Consider the following 16,159-nt stretch of genomic DNA (forward strand, 5'->3'; position numbering starts at 1 on the left):
AACAGGGCGTGGTGAGAATAAACAAAAGCCCGATACCAAAGGAGACTGCCATGGCTGCACGCTACGCACTGATTCCGTCCCATACGCTGTCTGAACATGTCACTGTCCATCGTTTTGGCCAGGGTCTGCCCTCGCGGGTGACCATGGAGGATCCGGCTGGGGATGTGATGACCGATTTCCGCCGGGTGGAGGCGGTGACCGCGCCGCCCGAAATGCCCATGGACGCGGCGCTGCAGAAGATGATTCATGCCGGGGTGCGGTTGCTCATTGTGGTGGATCGCGAGGAGGGTGTGCGTGGTGTGGTCACCGCCCGGGACATCATGGGTGAGAAGCCGGTCAAGGCCGTCTCGAACGAGCGCATCTCCCACAATGCTCTGCTGGTGCAGCATGTGATGACGCCCCGGGGCGAGTTGAGCGTGATGGACCATTACGATGTGGTCACGGCCCGGGTGGGGGATGTGGTGGTCACCCTGCGCGATGCGGGGCGTCAGCACGCCCTGGTGGTGGAGTATGACGAGCGGCGCCGTGAGTTGTTGCGCGGATTGTTCTCCCTGACGCAGATCGGCCGGCAACTGGGGGTGGAGATCACCTCGGAGGGGCCGGTGCAGAGTTTTGCGGAGATCGAGAAGTTGTTGAATCGGTAGGTAGTGGCTTCGAGTCGAACCTGGGCCGGGGTGAGTTCCTTGCGGCGGGGCGCCGTGAATACATCCCTGTAGGCTTGACTGCCGCATCCCTGCGGCAGACACCCGCCTCCAGGAACCCACCCCGGCCCGGGTTCTGCTTTACAAATCCCCAGCCGGGTTGTCGTCTCCCTGGGCGCGGGGGGCCAGGAACTCCTTCTCCAGCGCCTTCACCCGTACCTCCATGGCCGAGAGGCGCTCGCGGGTGCGCTCCAGCATGGCGGCCTGTACCTCGAACTCCTCACGGGTGACCAGATCCATGCGGTGGAAGGCGCCCGACAGGCCGGCCTTGAGGTTCTTCTCGATGTCCGCCTGAACATGCTGCACGGACTCGGGCATCATCCCGCTCAGTTTGCGGACCATTTCATCCAGGCTCTTGTTGTCGATCATGGTGCACCTCCGTGCCGTGTACGTGTGTTGTATCTATTTTACGCCTTCCGCCGGCCGAACGAAGCCCCTTCTCATTGCTGCACCACAACAGTGCAAGACAGCGCCCCGATCCCCCCAAAACAGGGCATCCCCCGCACCTGAATGTGCCCGCCAATCCCCAACTCACTGATAAAAAAGAAAATCCCAACCTGGCACGCCAAATGCTAAACCCCTCCCGGCAGTGACTTTTACACCACAGACATCAACAACGACCTGCGAGAGGACAACCTCAATGAGCAAGACCCTGACCAAGACCGCCCTGACCGCCGCCGTGACCACCGCCCTGCTGGCCGGCACCGCCGTCACCTCCACGGCCTCGGCGGAGGTGAGTGCGAATATCGGCTTCACCAGCAACTACCTGTTCCGCGGCGCCTCCGAATCCGGTGATGATGCCGCCGTGCAGGGTGGCATCGACTACGAGCATGAAGGTGGCTTCTACATCGGCACCTGGACCTCCAGCCTGGGTGGTGGCGGCAGCTATGAGCTGGATGGCTACTTCGGGGTGGCGGGAGAGATTGGTGATACCGGTGTGGGCTTCGACGTGGGCTACATCTACTATGCCTACCCCGCCGATGACGATCTCGATTTCGGCGAACTCTATGGCGCCCTGGACTTCATGGGCTTCTACGGCATGGTCAACTTCGTCACCAACGCTGATGAGAGCGACTTCGAGGATTCCCTCGCCTACGAGATCGGGTACTCCAACGAATTCATGCCCGGCATGACTTTCGGCGGCACCATCGGCTATTGGGACTTCGACGACAGTGAAGCCGAAGACTATACCTGGTGGTCCCTCTACATGACCAAAGCCACCGACATGGGCGATTTCACCTTCGCCTACACCCAGAACGATACCGACGAGGATGACGACCCGCGCGTCAACGTCTCCTTCGTCATGTCCTTCTAACCCGACCCAGAGACATCCACGCACACGGCGGGCGGCCTGACCGGCTACCCGCCCAAGGAGCAGCCAACATGAAACTGGTCACAGCAATCATCAAGCCCTTCAAGCTGGACGACGTGCGTGAAGCCCTGTCGGAAATCGGCGTGCAGGGGATCACCGTCACGGAGGTCAAGGGCTTCGGACGTCAGAAGGGCCACACCGAACTCTACCGGGGGGCCGAGTACGTGGTGGATTTTCTGCCCAAGGTGAAGATGGAAGTCGCCGTGGATGATGGCCTGGTGGATCAGGTCATTGAGGCGGTGAGCAAGGCCGCCAACACCGGCAAGATCGGCGACGGCAAGATCTTCGTCTTCCCGCTGGAGCAGGCCATTCGCATCCGTACCGGCGAGACCGGTACCGACGCACTCTAAATCATCATCGAATAACACTCACTTGGCGGGGGATTCATTGTGGAAAACCAAGTCATAGAAGTCGCATACGCGCTGGATACGTTCTATTTTCTCGTATCCGGTGCCCTGGTCATGTGGATGGCCGCGGGCTTCACGATGCTGGAGGCGGGCTTGGTCCGCTCCAAGAGCACCGTGGAGATTCTCACCAAGAACATCGCGCTGTACTCCATCGCCTGCATCATGTACATGATCATCGGCTACAACATCATGTACGGCGGCGGCATCAACGCCCTGATTCCCAGCTTCTGGCCCGTGCTCAGCACCGTGGACAACACGGCTGAAGAGGTCATCGCCAGCGGCGGGGAGATCTACTACTCCAACCTCTCCGACTTCTTCTTCCAGGTGGTCTTCGTGGCCACGGCCATGTCGATCGTCTCCGGTGCCGTGGCCGAGCGCATGAAGCTCTGGGCCTTCCTGGCCTTCTGCGTGATCCTCACCGGCTTCATCTATCCCATCCAGGGTTTCTGGAGCTGGGGCGAAGGCTTCCTGGATCAGCTGGGCTACCTGGACTACGCCGGTTCCGGCATCGTCCACATGACCGGTGCCGTGGCCGCCCTGGCCGGTGTGCTGCTGCTCGGCGCTCGTAAGGGCAAGTACGGTCCCAAGGGTCAGGTGAATGCCCTGCCGGGTGCCAACATGCCGCTGGCCACCCTGGGTATCTTCATCCTCTGGATGGGCTGGTTTGGCTTCAACGGCGGTTCCGAGCTCAAGGTGTCGGATGTGGAATCCGCCAACGCCGTGGCCCGGGTGTTCACCAACACCAACCTCTCCGCCGCCGGGGGTGTGGTTGCCGCGCTGATCACCTCCCGACTGCTGTTCGGCAAGACCGACCTCACCATGGGCCTCAACGGCGCTCTGGCAGGCCTGGTGGCCATCACCGCCGAACCGCTCATGCCGCATCCCATGCTGGCGGTCATGATCGGCTTCATCGGCGGCGTGCTGGTGGTCTTCTCCATCATCCTGCTGGACAAGGTGCGCATCGACGACCCGGCAGGCGCCATCTCCGCCCACGGTACGGCCGGCATCTGGGGTGTGTTCGCGGTGCTGCTCTCCAACCCGGACGCCAGCTTCGTGGCTCAGCTGGTGGGTGTGCTCTCCATCTTCGCCTTCGTCTTCACCGCCAGCCTGCTGGTGTGGCTGATCCTCAAGTACACCATGGGCATCCGCATCAGCGAAGAGGACGAGATGCGGGGCGTGGACATCGCCGAGTGTGGCCTCGAGGCCTATCCGGAGTTCACCCCGGGCCGTAAGTAAGTCTCCTCTGCAGGGAGTGGAAGTGGTTGCGGGCGCCTGAGGCGCCCGCTTTTTTTCATTCCTGGCCACCAAGCCGTTATTATCTCTCGGAACTCGTCCCATGTATGGATACACTGCCCGTGACACTGCCCATCCCCGCCCCCTGGCAGCAACACCTCAAGCGCTGGCTGGCCTTCGCTCACGATCTTGTCTGGGTGACCGTTGCTATCCTGGTGGGTTACCTGGCCCATGCCAACTTCCAGAATCTCTCCGGCCTCAACTACGCTGGCCTGGGTGGCTTGCTGTTGCTGGCCCTGCCGGTACAGGCCGCCGCCCTGTGGGCCTGCGATGTCTACCGGGGCATCTGGCGGTTCACCTCCCTGCCCGATGTGGTGCGCATCCTCAAGGCCGTGGCCGTGGGCACGCTCATCATCACGGCGCTGGCCTTCTTTCTGCATCTGCAGGGCATCCCCCGGGCTGCTCTGATCCTCTACCCGGCCCTGGCCCTGGTGGGCATCACCGGGCCCCGCCTCACCTACCGCTGGATCAAGGACCACCGCATACGCCTGGCCCGTGGTGAGGGCAAGCGCACCCTCATCATCGGCGCCGGTCGTGGCGGTGAAATGCTGGTGCGCGACCTGCTCAAGGACGACACCTACCTGCCCGTGGGGCTGCTGGACGATGCCCCCGGCAAGAAGGGCAGCGAACTTCACGGCGTGCGCGTGCTCGGCCCCATTGCCCGGCTGGAACACACCATCGAACGCCTGGACGTGGACCTGGTGGTGCTGGCAATCCCCACTGCCCATGCTGACCTCATCCGCCGTGTGACCCAATCCTGCACCCGTATGCGCGTGGCCTGCGCCACCCTGCCCACCCTGCAGGAACTGGCGGGCGGCCCGGCGGGCCTGGCCCAGCTCAGGGACATCCGCATCGAGGATCTGCTGGGCCGCCCCCCCGTGGGTGGCGACACCGCCGTGCTCAAGGGGTTTCTCAAGGGCCGCCGGGTGCTGGTCACCGGTGCCGCCGGCTCCATCGGTTCTGAACTCTGCCGCCAGATCCTTGCCCACGAGCCGGAAAAGCTCATCATGGTGGACCACAGCGAGTTCGGCATCTACAACGTGGACCTGCGCATGCACCGTCTGGCCCCCGCTGCCCGCATCGAATCCCTGCTGGGAGACGTGCGCGATGTCGACCGCATGCGTTATATCTTCCAGGCCTGTGGCCCCGAGGTGGTCTTCCATGCCGCCGCCTATAAGCATGTGCCGCTGGTGGAGCAGAACGTGGTGGAGGGACTGTCCACCAACCTGCAGGGCACCTGTCGGGTGGCCGACCTGGCCGTGGAGTTCGGTGTGGAGAAGTTCCTGCTGGTCTCCACCGACAAGGCCGTCAATCCCAGCAACGTCATGGGGGCCAGCAAACGCGCCGCGGAAATCTACTGCCAGGCCCTGCAGGGTCGCGCGGGCAGCACCCGCTTCATCATCACCCGCTTTGGCAACGTGCTCGACTCTGCCGGATCGGTGGTGCCCCTGTTCCGCGAACAGATCGAGGCCGGCGGACCGGTCACCGTCACCCATCCCCAGGTCACCCGCTTCTTCATGACCATCCCCGAGGCGGTCAGCCTCATCCTGCAGTCGGCGGCCATGGGGGAGGGCGGTGAAGTCTTCGTTCTGGACATGGGCGAACCCATCCGCATCATCGACCTGGCCCGGCAGATGATCCGCCTCTACGGCCTGGAGCCGGAACTGGACATCCCCATCCAGTACATCGGCCTGCGCCCCGGCGAAAAGCTCCACGAGGAGCTCTTTCACGCCCAGGAGAATCTCATTGGCACCGTCCACGCCAAGATCCTCCAGGCCCAGGCCCGCAGCGCCGACTGGGAGGCCCTGCAGCCCGCGCTCGCGCGCATGGTCGGGGCCTGCGGGGCGCAGGATGCCGCTGCCGTGCGCGCCGCCCTCAAGGATCTGGTGCCGGAATACGCCCAGCCCACCCCTGCGGATACGCCACCGCCGGCGGCATCCGAGGGCAGCGTCAGGCGGTCGCCCCTCAAGGTGGTGCACGGCGCCGACCCGCGCTGACGCCCCTTGGTAACCCGGGGTCCGCCTGTTAGCATACCGCCTTCGCATCACCCCACCCCCCGGAAGGAAATCCATCCGCCCCCATGTCCCAGACTCCCAACACCGCCGGCGCCCAGGCCAAGAAGGGCGAGCTGCGCCAGAGCATGAGTCACCTGAAACAGGCCTTCGTGTCCGTGGCCGTGTTCAGCTTCTTCATCAACATCCTCATGCTGGTGCCGCCCATCTTCATGCTGCAGATGTTCGACCGCGTGCTCTCCAGCGGCAGCATCCCCACCCTGGTCATGCTGCTGGTGGTGGCCATCGGCCTGCTCATCGTCATGGGCCTGCTGGACTGGTCCCGCAACCGGGTGCTGGTGCGTGCTGGCACCCGGCTGGATGCCCTGCTGGACAAGCGCCTGTTCGATGCCACCTTCTTCCGCGCCCTGCGCAGCCCCGATAGCGGCTCCACCCAGCCGCTCAAGGACATGGTCACCCTGCGCCAGTTCATGACCGGCCAGGGGGTGTTCGCCTTCTTCGATGCCCCGTGGACGCCCATCTTCATCCTCATCATCTTCCTGTTCCACCCGCTGCTGGGCGTGCTCACCCTCATCGGCGCCATCATCCTGTTCGCCATGGCCTATGCCAACGAGGTGATCACCCGCGAGCCCCTGGGGGCCGCCAACAGCGAGTACATCAAGGAATCGGACTACGCCAGCTCCAACCTGCGCAACGCCGAGGTGCTCGAGGCCATGGGCATGACCGGCCGCCTGCGCCAGCGCTGGCAGAAGATGCACCAGAGCGTGCTCAGCCTGCAGGCTATCGCCAGCGACCGCTCCGCCAACCTCACCGCCGCCTCCAAGTCCCTGCGCATGATCCTGCAGGTGGGCATCCTGGCCACCGGTGCTTATCTGGCGGTGCAGAACATCATCACCCCCGGGGTGATGATCGCCGCCTCCATCATCATGGCCCGCGCCCTGGCCCCCATCGATCAGGCCATGCACGCCTGGCGCGGCTTCATCGGCGCCCGCGGCGCCTGGGACCGGCTCAACAAGGTGCTGGAGTCCACCCCCGCCCCCAGCGAGCACATGAAACTGCCCACCCCCCAGGGCAATGTCACCGTGGAGAACATCGTGGTGGTGCCCCCGGGCATGCGCACCCCCTCCCTGCGGGGCGTGAAGCTGGACCTCAAGCCCGGTCAGGCCCTGGGCGTGATCGGCCCCAGCGCCGCCGGCAAGTCCAGCCTGGCCCGCGCCCTGGTGGGCGTGTGGCCCACCTATGCTGGCGAGGTGCGCATCGACGGCGCCGATATCCACAACTGGGATCGCGAACAACTGGGCCCCCACATCGGCTATCTGCCCCAGGACATCGAACTCTTTGCCGGCACCATTGCCGAAAACATCGCCCGTTTCGGCGAAGTGGACTCGGACAAGGTGGTCGAGGCCGCCCGCAAGACCGGCCTGCATGAGATGATCCTGCGCCTACCGCAGGGCTACGACACGGCTATCGGCATCCAGGGCGGTGCCCTCTCCGCCGGCCAGCGCCAGCGGGTGGGCCTGGCCCGGGCCGTGTACGGCAACCCCCGGTTCATCGTCCTGGACGAGCCCAATTCCAACCTGGACGAGGCCGGCGAACAGGCCCTCACGCACACCATCCAGCAACTACGCGAGGAAGGCTGCACCGTGGTGATCATCGCTCACCGCCCCTCCGTCCTCTCCGCCGTGGACCAGATCCTGGTGCTCAAGGATGGCCAGCCCGCCGCCCTGGGCCCGCGCCAGGAAGTCCTCGGGCGCTTTACCCGTCCCAGCGGCCTCAGTGGTCCGGGCGGCAGCAACCCAGCGAGTCAGTCATAAATCATGAGCGAGAAGGATCAAGACACCCCCGCCAGCCAGGCGCTGGCCCGTGAACAGGATCTCAAGGGCCCGTCCGGCAACCCCGTTCCCCCGAGCAACGACCGCTTCCCCCGGCTGTTCGGCCTGATCGTGATCCTCATCGCCTTCGGCTTCGTGGGTGGCTGGGCCAGCCTGGCCCCCATCGACAGCGCCGTGGTGGCCCAGGGCACGGTCACCGTGGACAGCTACCGTCAGACCGTGCAGCACCTGGAGGGCGGCATCATCCGCACCCTGCACGTGCGCGACGGCGCCACCGTGGAGCGCGGCGACCTGCTCATCCAGCTGGACGAGACCCAGGCCCGCTCCAGCTACCTGGTGAATTACAACCGCTACCTGGCCGAACTGGCTCGCCGGGCCCGCCTAGAGGCGGAACTGGAAGGGGAGGAGCGCATCGACTTCCCCGAAGAACTCACCGGCGGCGCCGAGGGGGAGGGCCGCGCCACCCGCGTGATGGCCACCGAGGAGCGGGAGTTCAAGGCCCGCCGCGAGGCCCTGGACGGCGAAGTCTCCGTGCTGCGCCAGCGCATCGACCAGCTCCAGGAGCGCATCGAGGGCATGGAGTCCCAGCGCCAGTCCCGGTTGCGGACCATCGCCTCCCTGGAGGATGAACTGGAAAGCCGCGGCCGCCTGGCCGAACGGGAACTGCTGCCCGCCGCCGAACTGCGCCCCCTGGAGCGCCAGCTGGCCGAGGCGGAAGGCGAGGCCGGCGAACTACAGGCCTCCATCGCCGGCGCCCGCATCGAGATCGGCGAGGCCGAGCTGCAGATCATCCAGCTGCGCCGGGAGCTCTCCCGCGAGGTGGCCGCGGCCCTGCGCGAGACCAACACCCAGATCGACGCCCTGGAAGAGGAACTCCAGGCCCTGGAAGACACCCTGCGCCGCAAGCAGATCCGCGCCCCCGTGGATGGTGAGGTGGTGAACATGCGCTTTCATGCCGAATGGGCCGTGATCGGCCCCGGCGAGCCCATCCTGGACCTGGTGCCCGGCGACGAGCCCCTGGTGATCGAGGCCCGCGTGCGGCCCCAGGACATCGACAGCGTCACCCTGGGCCAGCCCGCCGATGTGCGTTTCACGGCCTTCTCCTTCCGCACCACTCCGGTGGTGGAGGGCGAGGTGATCTTCGTCTCGGCAGACAGCTTGAAGGATGAGCAGACCGGTGAACCCTACTTCCTGTCGCGGATCGTCGTCGGCGAAGAGGAAATGCGTCAGTTGGGCGCCGTGAGCCTGCGCCCCGGCATGCCCGCCGACGTGATGATCAAGACCGGTGAGCGCACCCCCATGGCCTATCTGCTCAAGCCGCTCACCGACGCCCTGGCCCGGGCCTTTACGGAGGACTGATGATGCCTTTCCCGCGCCACGCCCTCCCGTGGATATTCATGCTCATCACCGCGGGGGCCTGGTTCACTCCGGTGAGCGTTGCCGCCCAGGATCAGCCTGAACCGGTGCCCAGCGAGGATTTGCTCACCATCTTTGACCTGGCCCGGGCAGCCGACCCCACCCTGCGTGGCCAGCATTTCGAGCTGGAGTATCTGCGCGAGCAGCGTCGTGAAGACCTCTCACGTCTGCTGCCCCAGGTGTATGCCAGCGGTGAAGTGCGTCGTACCCGACGCGACCAGATCCAGTCCGGCATGGCGGGTGAACAGGAACTTACGCGTGACTTCACCATGAAGCGCTATGGGATCGACATGCGCCAGCCGATTGTCGACGTGCCCGCCTGGCACGCATTGCGCCGCGGCGATAGGGAGGTCAATCGGGGAGAGGCCGAACTGGAGGCGGCCCGTCAGGATCTCGTGGCACGCGTGACCGAAGCCTATCTGCAAGTGCTGGGGGCACAGTCCGGTGTCGCATTGGCCACTCGCGAATTAAGGGCGATTGAAGCCAATCGGGAACGGGTGGAAGGCCTCTATGAGGAACGCATGGTGGCACTGGCTGACCTGGAGGAGGTGCGTGCCCGGCGCGACAGCGCAAGCGCTGCACTCATTCGAGCCGAGGGTGAGCTGGATGTGGCCCTGGAACGCCTCACCGAGATCACCGATATGCCCCATGAGCGACTCGCCGGTTTACGTGAAGATGCGCTTCTGCCCGCGCCGGACCCGGCCGACCTGGACAGCTGGGTGGAACAGGCACTCACGGGTAACCCTGAGATCATCGCAGCGGGTGAGCGAGTCAGCGCGGCGGAGCGCGACATTCGCGGTGCTCGTGCGGGCCGATATCCCAGCCTGGACTTCGTGGCCAGCTACAGCTATCTGGACGATCTCGATGGTACGGCCTTCGGCCGCAAGTTCGAGGATGCTGCCATCGGATTTCAGCTTGACGTGCCTTTATACACGGGCGGCGGCGTCAGTGCCCGTGCTCGTGGCGCCGGACATGTGAGAGATCGTGAGCGGCAGGCCCTGGAGGCCACCCGCCGCAGCGTGCGTGCCGATGTGAGGTCAGCCTGGCGGGCCGTGTTGAGCAGTGGAAGCGAAATCAACGCGTTACAGCAAGCGGTGCGTTCCAACGAACGCAGCCTCGAGGCCGTGGATGCCGGTTTTGGCGCGGGTTTGCGCCCCCTTTCCGATGTTCTGGATGCACAAAGCGAGCTCTTCGCTGCGCGCCGAGACCTCGCACAGGCGAGACATGAATATCTGATTCACATGGTGAACCTGCGCCGCGCCGCAGGTCAGTTGGGGGAAGAGGACATCGTCGGCCTCAACAATATGCTTGCTCGCTGAGGGACTCGTTCCACTGTGGGTGCTGCGTGTGCGTGAGTGCCCCAGTTGCTGGCGCTCGTCCTTTTGACAGGAGTTTAATCTTGCCCCTCACAGTCGCGGCGCTCATGGTGCTGCTCCTGGCCATCATCGCCGGCTCCCTGACGCCAGCCCGTTGGATGCCTTCCTGGCTGCCGAACGACAAACTGCTGCATGCGATGGCTTACGGTCTGGCAGCCATGCTCCTGTTCCTGCAACTGGGCGATCCGTGGGCCCGGCTCTGGGCCTTGGCTGCATTGCTCATGATGGGCTGGGGGCTTGAATGTTTGCAACAACGGCTGGTCCAGGGCCGAGAGTTCTCGAAGGGCGACCTGATGGCCAATGGCGTGGGGGTGCTACTGGGCGTAGGGTTGGCCATCGGGTGGGGCACCTGGCACGGGACGCCCGAGCTTCTTGGTGCCTCGATGGCACTTCCCGGGCAGTGACCGTATTGTCGTTTTTGGTACAGTCGGCGCATAAGCCGCATCCACTCTAATCATTGGCTCTAGAAATCGACACGGAATACATACATACCATGCATCGCAAGGCACTCATAACAGGTATCACGGGTCAGGACGGCGCCTACCTGGCGCAATTACTCCTGGAAAAGGACTATGAAGTTCATGCGACCTATCGCCGCACCAGTTCGGTGAATTTCTGGAGGATCGAAACCCTGGGAATCGAGGCTCATCCCCGTCTTCATCTGCATGAGTTCGACCTCACCGACATGGGTTCGGCGATCCGGCTCCTGCAAAAGACCGAAGTGGACGAGGTCTATAACCTTGCGGCCCAGAGCTTTGTGGGTGTCTCGTTCGATCAGCCCATCACCACCGCTCACATCACCGGCGTCGGCGCCCTGCATTTGCTGGAAGCCATTCGCATCGTCAATCCCGCCATTCGCTTTTATCAAGCCAGCACATCAGAGATGTTTGGCAAGGTGCAGGCCGTCCCACAGTCCGAGACCACACCCTTTCACCCGCGTAGCCCCTACGGTGTGGCCAAGCTGTTTGCCCACTGGGCCACGGTAAACTACCGGGAAAGCTACGACCTCTTCGCCACCAGTGGCATCCTGTTCAATCACGAATCCCCGCTACGCGGCAGGGAGTTCGTGACGCGCAAGATCACCGACGGCGTGGCACGCATTCACCACGGTCTGCTCGACAGGCTGGAACTGGGCAACCTGGACGCGCGCCGGGACTGGGGTTATGCCCCTGAATACGTGGAAGGCATGTGGCGCATGCTGCAGGTGGATACCCCCGACACCTATGTGCTGGCTACGGGTCGTACCGAGACTGTCAGAGACTTCGTCACCCAGGCCTTCAGGGCCGCCGGCATGTCCATTCGCTGGGAAGGCCAGGGGCCGGAGGAGCAAGGCCTCGAAGAAGGCAGCGGCAAGGTCCTGGTGACGGTCAATCCGGCCTTCTACCGGCCTGCGGAAGTGGATCTGCTCATCGGCGATGCCGCCAAGGCCAGGCAGGAACTGGGATGGGTGCCCCATACGCCACTGGAAGAGCTATGCAGCATGATGGTGAAGGCGGATATGGAACGCATCGCTAACGGTGTCACGTTCTGATGACCCGAAGCATCATGATCACTGGGGCCCGTGGGTTCACGGGTCAGCATCTTGTGACCGCACTCCGGCAACGCGGAGAAACAGTGATTCCGGTGGTGGGGCCTCAGGGCGCCCGGCCCGGGGATCATGTCTGTGACCTTACCGACCGCTCAGCCGTCAAGCATCTGATTGAGCGGGTGCGGCCGACCCACGTCATCCACCTGGCGGCGGTGTCATTTGTTGCCCATGCTGACGTCCAGGCCTTTTATCGGGTCAACGTACTGGGCACCACACACCTGTTGGATGCCCTGGCCGCCCAGCCTCTGGAGGACAGGCCTGTCAATGTGTTGCTCGCCAGTTCCGCCAACATTTATGGAGAACCCGCCGTCGATCTCATCGACGAGCAGGTGTGCCCGTCGCCGGTGAACCACTATGCCTGCAGCAAGCTGGCCATGGAGCATATGGCACGCACCTACGCTGAACGTCTGCCGGTCATTCTTGTGCGGCCGTTCAACTACACCGGCCCTGGTCAGCATGAACGGTTCCTGGTCCCCAAGATCGTCCACCACTTTCAGCGCCGGGAGCCGGTGATCGAACTGGGCAACCTGGACGTCAGTCGCGATTTCTCCGATGTGCGCGACGTGATCCAGGCCTACCTGGCACTTCTGGACGTGGACGCAGCCGGTGTGACCTGCAATCTCTGCAGTGGCCAGGCCACCGCATTGCGCGACATCATCGAGACCATGAATCGGTTGGCCGGCTACACCATCGAGGTGCGCGTGAACCCCGACTTCGTGCGTCGAAACGAAATCCCGCGGCTGGTGGGAGACCCTGCCCGAATGCACCAATTGACCGGTGTTGTAGTGAGGCCCTTCAAGGAAACGCTGAGCCATTTCTATCACGCCACGGAGGCAACCTGAGCAATCATGACGTCAGTTCGCGTTCTGCACGTCTTCAAGACCTACTTTCCCGAAACCCAGGGTGGGCTTGAGGAAGTCATCAGGCAGATCTGTCGGTATACCCATCCCCTCGGGGTTCAGACCCGGGTGCTGACCCTGTCGGCGGATTCACTCCCCGAGACAATCTCCCTGCCCGAGACCGAAGTGGTGAGATGTCCGCGACAGTGGGATGTGGCCTCATGCGGCCTGTCCTGGCCATTCTTTCGAGCCTTCAGGCGGCAAGCAAACTGGGCCGACATCATCCACTACCACTTTCCGTGGCCCTTGGCGGATGTTGCGCACATCCTGATGGCGCCACGCAAGCCCAGCCTCATCACCTACCATGCCGACATCGTGCGGCAGCAAGGGCTGCTGCGGCTTTATCGCCCCATAATGCATCGGTTTCTGGGGCAGCTGGATACCATTGTGGCCACGTCCAGCAACTATGCCCATACCAGCCCCGTCCTCCAGCGGTTTGCCCACAAGGTCAAGGTCATCCCGATTGGCCTGGGCGAAGGTCAGCCGCCCGAGCCCGATCCAGATCGGGTGTCCGCTTTAAGGCAGCGGGTGGGGGAGGGCTTTTTTCTGTTTGTGGGTGTGTTGCGATACTACAAGGGGCTGCATCACCTGCTTGAGGCCATTGCCCCTCATCATGTGGATGCCGGATCCTCGCAAGGTGCTGAATCCCTGCCATTGGTGATTGCCGGCAGTGGCCCCATGGAGCGGGCCCTGCGGGAGCAGGCAAAACAACTGGGGCTTGCGCACATTCACTTTCTGGGGCAGGTGAGCGATGCGGACAAGACCGCCCTGCTGCAACTCTGTCGTGGTGTGGTGTTCCCCTCTCACCTGCGTGCCGAAGCCTTCGGACTCACCCTCCTGGAGGGAGCCATGCATGGCAAGCCCCTCATCAGCACCGAGATCGGCACAGGCACCAGCTTTGTAAACCGCCATTGCGAGACCGGCTTTGTGGTGCCGCCCAACGACCCCGCCGCCTTACGGCGCTTTATGCTGATATTGCATCGAGACCCGGCCATGGCCGCCACCTTGGGGCAGGCAGCACAGCGACGCTACCTGGACCTTTTCACTGCACCGCGCATGGCAGACGCCTACGAACGACTCTACCGCCAATTGCTCTCCGCCGATAAGCCTTGACGATCCAACCGCCACCCACCCATGGCCCATCACATTCAATGAAGATCATCCTGCCCATCGATACCCTGCGCCATCCACTCACGGGCATTGGTCGCTACACCCTGGAACTCGCCCGGGGTTTGGAACAGCATGCTGATGGCCCCGAGGTGCGCTACTTCTCCCTTGCCGGCCGCACCCCGCATGTGCTTCCAGACCCCAACGAGGCACCCAGGCGGCCTGGCCTGGCCCGACTGCCTCTCTCCCGGTTGCTGAGAAATCCGCTGGGTCTGCTGGCGGATCGGTGGCTATTACCGGCTTGGTATCGCTGGCGCCTCAAAGGCCTGGAAGACCATCTTTTCCACTCCCCCAATTTCTACCTACCGCCTTTTTCTGGCCCGAAGGTAGCCACCGTTCACGATCTTTCCGCCGAACGCCATCCCGAATTTCATCCACCCGCAAGAGTGGCCAGGCTGGCGCGCGCCTTGCCCTACACGGTGGAGAATGCCGATCACCTCATCACGGATTCCCATGCCATGCGTGGTCAGTTGATCGAACATTTCGGATGCGAACCCTCCAAGGTAACGGCCATACCCATTGGCGTGGACGCCTGTTTTCGGCCCCATCATCCCCCGGAACTCGCGGTCATGCAGCGCGCCTATGACCTGCCACCCCAGGGATACTGCCTGTGTGTGGCCACGCTGGAACCGCGCAAGAACATCATCCGCCTGCTGGACGCGCATGCGGCCCTTCCCCCGTCGCTTCGCCAACGCTATCCACTCGTGCTTGCAGGGCCAGAAGGCTGGAACAGCGGCAAAATTCATCGTCGTCTCGAGCGCGCACAGCGCCATGAACAGGTTCGATACCTGGATTTCATACCCCAGCGGGACCTGCCCGCCCTCTATGCGGGAGCCCGTTTGTTTGTCTATCCATCCCTGTACGAGGGATTCGGGTTGCCGGTCCTCGAGGCCATGGCCAGCGGCACGCCCGTGGTCGCCTCCACCGACCCGGCCCTGTGCGAAGTCAGTGCAGGCGCCGCACTGCACGTGGATGCCCAGGATACCGATGGCCTTGCCCTTGCCATCCAGCAAGGCCTTGAAGACGAGCTCTGGCGTGCCCAGGCGCAAGAGCGAGGACTCAAGCGCGCTCACCAACTCACCTGGCATGCCTGCGTGGAACATACCCTCAAGGTCTATGCCCAGGTTCTGCGCCTCTCTGAACCGCCGGTGATGCTCGGCCAGGGTGTACAATGCGCCACCGATCGAAACTCCCCTGACCAGCGTGCTCAGCACCGACCCGGGTAATGGAAAGCACATGAATCTGGCGCTACTGCTTCAATTCACCAAACAGGACTTTGTGGACCGCTATTCCGGGTCCGTGCTTGGAGGGCTGTGGGCCTTCATCCATCCGCTGGTGATGATCTTCATCTTCGTGGTCATCTTTGCCAACGTGATGGGTACACGCCTGCCTGGCATATCGTCGGTTTACAGTTACGGCATCTACCTGGTTGCCGGCCTGCTGCCATGGATGGCCTTCGCCAACACCATCAATCGGTGCGCCACGGTTTTCCTGGATAAGCGAAATATCATTGGCAAGGTACGCGTGTCCCTCCATTTCTTGCCCTTGTATGTGGTCATCTCCGAGGCGCTGACCTTTTTGATCGCCTACATGATCTTCATGCTCTTCCTGGTCTTCACTGGCGCCATGCCCGGTCAGGTGCTCATCATCATCCCCTTTGTCTTCCTGGTGCAGCAGGTACTCGCCCTCGGGCTGGGTTTGATCTTCGGCGTGCTGAACGTCTTCCTGAGGGACATCAAGGAAATGGTCACGGTACTGATGACCTTCTGGTTCTGGCTCACGCCCATCGTCTGGGTGATGGATATCGTGCCCCCCGTCGTCCAGCAGATACAACAACATGTCAACCCCGCCTTCCTCTTTGTGGATGCCTATCACCAAATCATGGTTCACGGCCATCTGCCCGACATCGGTGGGTTGATGAAACTGGTGCTCATCGGCCATGCAGTCTTGCTGCTGGCTTACCTGATGCTGCGCTGGCTGGAAAAAGACATCAGGGATTTTTTGTGATCACGCTACTCGCAGTGCTTCTTGTCCTCACGCTGGTCCTTGGCCTGGCGGCTCGCTACATCGCACGGCGTGGCCTGGGGCGATTCAAC

General features: G+C 63.2%; 15 protein-coding genes. 14 read left to right on the forward strand and 1 reads right to left on the reverse strand.

Features of this window, described 5'->3' with window-relative positions; genetic code table 11:
- Positions 1-50 precede the first annotated feature (50 nt).
- The gene (locus LPW30_RS02380) at positions 51-644 is read left to right on the forward strand and encodes a CBS domain-containing protein (RefSeq protein ID WP_025282715.1); all 594 of its coding nucleotides are present in this window, start codon (positions 51-53) and stop codon (positions 642-644) included.
- A gap of 138 nt (positions 645-782) precedes the next feature.
- On the opposite strand, the gene LPW30_RS02385 is transcribed toward LPW30_RS02380, so the two are convergent.
- Complete coding sequence (locus LPW30_RS02385; RefSeq protein WP_238625479.1) at positions 783-1,070, reverse strand: accessory factor UbiK family protein; 288 nt, start codon at positions 1,068-1,070, stop codon at positions 783-785.
- 271 nt (positions 1,071-1,341) lie between these two features.
- Here LPW30_RS02385 and LPW30_RS02390 point away from each other — a divergent pair, with 271 nt between their 5' ends.
- The 13 genes from LPW30_RS02390 (at position 1,342) to LPW30_RS02450 (ending at position 16,070) form a co-directional block, all read left to right on the forward strand.
- Positions 1,342-2,016: a TorF family putative porin gene (locus tag LPW30_RS02390; protein ID WP_239679975.1), complete on the forward strand. Its 675-nt coding sequence runs from the start codon at positions 1,342-1,344 to the stop codon at positions 2,014-2,016.
- A gap of 68 nt (positions 2,017-2,084) precedes the next feature.
- Complete coding sequence (glnK, locus tag LPW30_RS02395; RefSeq protein WP_025282712.1) at positions 2,085-2,423, forward strand: P-II family nitrogen regulator; 339 nt, start codon at positions 2,085-2,087, stop codon at positions 2,421-2,423.
- A 39-nt stretch (positions 2,424-2,462) separates the two neighbouring features.
- Positions 2,463-3,716, forward strand: coding sequence for an ammonium transporter (locus tag LPW30_RS02400; protein ID WP_239679976.1), 1,254 nt, complete (start codon positions 2,463-2,465; stop codon positions 3,714-3,716).
- 119 nt (positions 3,717-3,835) lie between these two features.
- A complete protein-coding gene (locus LPW30_RS02405) occupies positions 3,836-5,770 on the forward strand; it encodes a polysaccharide biosynthesis protein (RefSeq protein ID WP_239679977.1) in 1,935 nt (644 codons plus the stop codon).
- Between the two features lie 83 nt (positions 5,771-5,853).
- Positions 5,854-7,599: a type I secretion system permease/ATPase gene (locus LPW30_RS02410; RefSeq protein WP_239679978.1), complete on the forward strand. Its 1,746-nt coding sequence runs from the start codon at positions 5,854-5,856 to the stop codon at positions 7,597-7,599.
- A 3-nt stretch (positions 7,600-7,602) separates the two neighbouring features.
- Positions 7,603-8,976: an HlyD family type I secretion periplasmic adaptor subunit gene (locus LPW30_RS02415; protein ID WP_239679979.1), complete on the forward strand. Its 1,374-nt coding sequence runs from the start codon at positions 7,603-7,605 to the stop codon at positions 8,974-8,976.
- Entirely contained in the window at positions 8,976-10,352 is a 1,377-nt protein-coding gene (locus tag LPW30_RS02420; protein ID WP_239679980.1) for a TolC family outer membrane protein, read from the forward strand. Before LPW30_RS02415 ends, LPW30_RS02420 begins: the two co-directional genes overlap by 1 nt.
- Before the next feature lie 80 nt (positions 10,353-10,432).
- Positions 10,433-10,813, forward strand: a complete 381-nt coding sequence (locus LPW30_RS02425) for a VanZ family protein (RefSeq protein WP_239679981.1) — start codon at positions 10,433-10,435, stop codon at positions 10,811-10,813.
- 89 nt (positions 10,814-10,902) lie between these two features.
- Positions 10,903-11,940 carry a GDP-mannose 4,6-dehydratase gene (gene gmd, locus LPW30_RS02430; protein ID WP_239679982.1) on the forward strand — a complete coding sequence of 346 codons (1,038 nt, stop codon included), beginning with the start codon at positions 10,903-10,905 and terminating at the stop codon, positions 11,938-11,940.
- Positions 11,940-12,839: an NAD-dependent epimerase/dehydratase family protein gene (locus LPW30_RS02435; RefSeq protein ID WP_239679983.1), complete on the forward strand. Its 900-nt coding sequence runs from the start codon at positions 11,940-11,942 to the stop codon at positions 12,837-12,839. Before gmd ends, LPW30_RS02435 begins: the two co-directional genes overlap by 1 nt.
- Before the next feature lie 6 nt (positions 12,840-12,845).
- Positions 12,846-14,009 (forward strand): glycosyltransferase, encoded by a 1,164-nt coding sequence (locus tag LPW30_RS02440; RefSeq protein ID WP_239679984.1) that lies wholly within the window; start codon positions 12,846-12,848, stop codon positions 14,007-14,009.
- Positions 14,010-14,047: 38 nt separating this feature from the next.
- Entirely contained in the window at positions 14,048-15,289 is a 1,242-nt protein-coding gene (locus LPW30_RS02445) for a glycosyltransferase family 4 protein (RefSeq protein ID WP_239679985.1), read from the forward strand.
- A 10-nt stretch (positions 15,290-15,299) separates the two neighbouring features.
- Positions 15,300-16,070 (forward strand): ABC transporter permease, encoded by a 771-nt coding sequence (locus LPW30_RS02450; RefSeq protein ID WP_239679986.1) that lies wholly within the window; start codon positions 15,300-15,302, stop codon positions 16,068-16,070.
- Positions 16,071-16,159: the final 89 nt, after the last annotated feature.

Origin of the sequence: Ectothiorhodospira variabilis (assembly GCF_022227625.1) — a bacterium.
In the GTDB taxonomy this organism is placed as follows: domain Bacteria; phylum Pseudomonadota; class Gammaproteobacteria; order Ectothiorhodospirales; family Ectothiorhodospiraceae; genus Ectothiorhodospira; species Ectothiorhodospira haloalkaliphila.

What these genes read in the sequence shown, in the direction of transcription:
- LPW30_RS02415 (WP_239679979.1), top strand. Translation starts at nt 7,603, where the DNA reads ATGAGCGAGAAGGATCAAGACACCCCCGCCAGCCAGGCGCTGGCCCGT.
- LPW30_RS02450 (WP_239679986.1), top strand. Translation starts at nt 15,300, where the DNA reads ATGAATCTGGCGCTACTGCTTCAATTCACCAAACAGGACTTTGTGGAC.
- LPW30_RS02410 (WP_239679978.1), top strand. Translation starts at nt 5,854, where the DNA reads ATGTCCCAGACTCCCAACACCGCCGGCGCCCAGGCCAAGAAGGGCGAG.
- LPW30_RS02390 (WP_239679975.1), top strand. Translation starts at nt 1,342, where the DNA reads ATGAGCAAGACCCTGACCAAGACCGCCCTGACCGCCGCCGTGACCACC.
- gmd (WP_239679982.1), top strand. Translation starts at nt 10,903, where the DNA reads ATGCATCGCAAGGCACTCATAACAGGTATCACGGGTCAGGACGGCGCC.
- LPW30_RS02380 (WP_025282715.1), top strand. Translation starts at nt 51, where the DNA reads ATGGCTGCACGCTACGCACTGATTCCGTCCCATACGCTGTCTGAACAT.
- LPW30_RS02445 (WP_239679985.1), top strand. Translation starts at nt 14,048, where the DNA reads ATGAAGATCATCCTGCCCATCGATACCCTGCGCCATCCACTCACGGGC.
- LPW30_RS02420 (WP_239679980.1), top strand. Translation starts at nt 8,976, where the DNA reads ATGATGCCTTTCCCGCGCCACGCCCTCCCGTGGATATTCATGCTCATC.
- LPW30_RS02435 (WP_239679983.1), top strand. Translation starts at nt 11,940, where the DNA reads ATGACCCGAAGCATCATGATCACTGGGGCCCGTGGGTTCACGGGTCAG.
- LPW30_RS02385 (WP_238625479.1), bottom strand. Translation starts at nt 1,070, where the DNA reads ATGATCGACAACAAGAGCCTGGATGAAATGGTCCGCAAACTGAGCGGG.
- LPW30_RS02440 (WP_239679984.1), top strand. Translation starts at nt 12,846, where the DNA reads ATGACGTCAGTTCGCGTTCTGCACGTCTTCAAGACCTACTTTCCCGAA.
- glnK (WP_025282712.1), top strand. Translation starts at nt 2,085, where the DNA reads ATGAAACTGGTCACAGCAATCATCAAGCCCTTCAAGCTGGACGACGTG.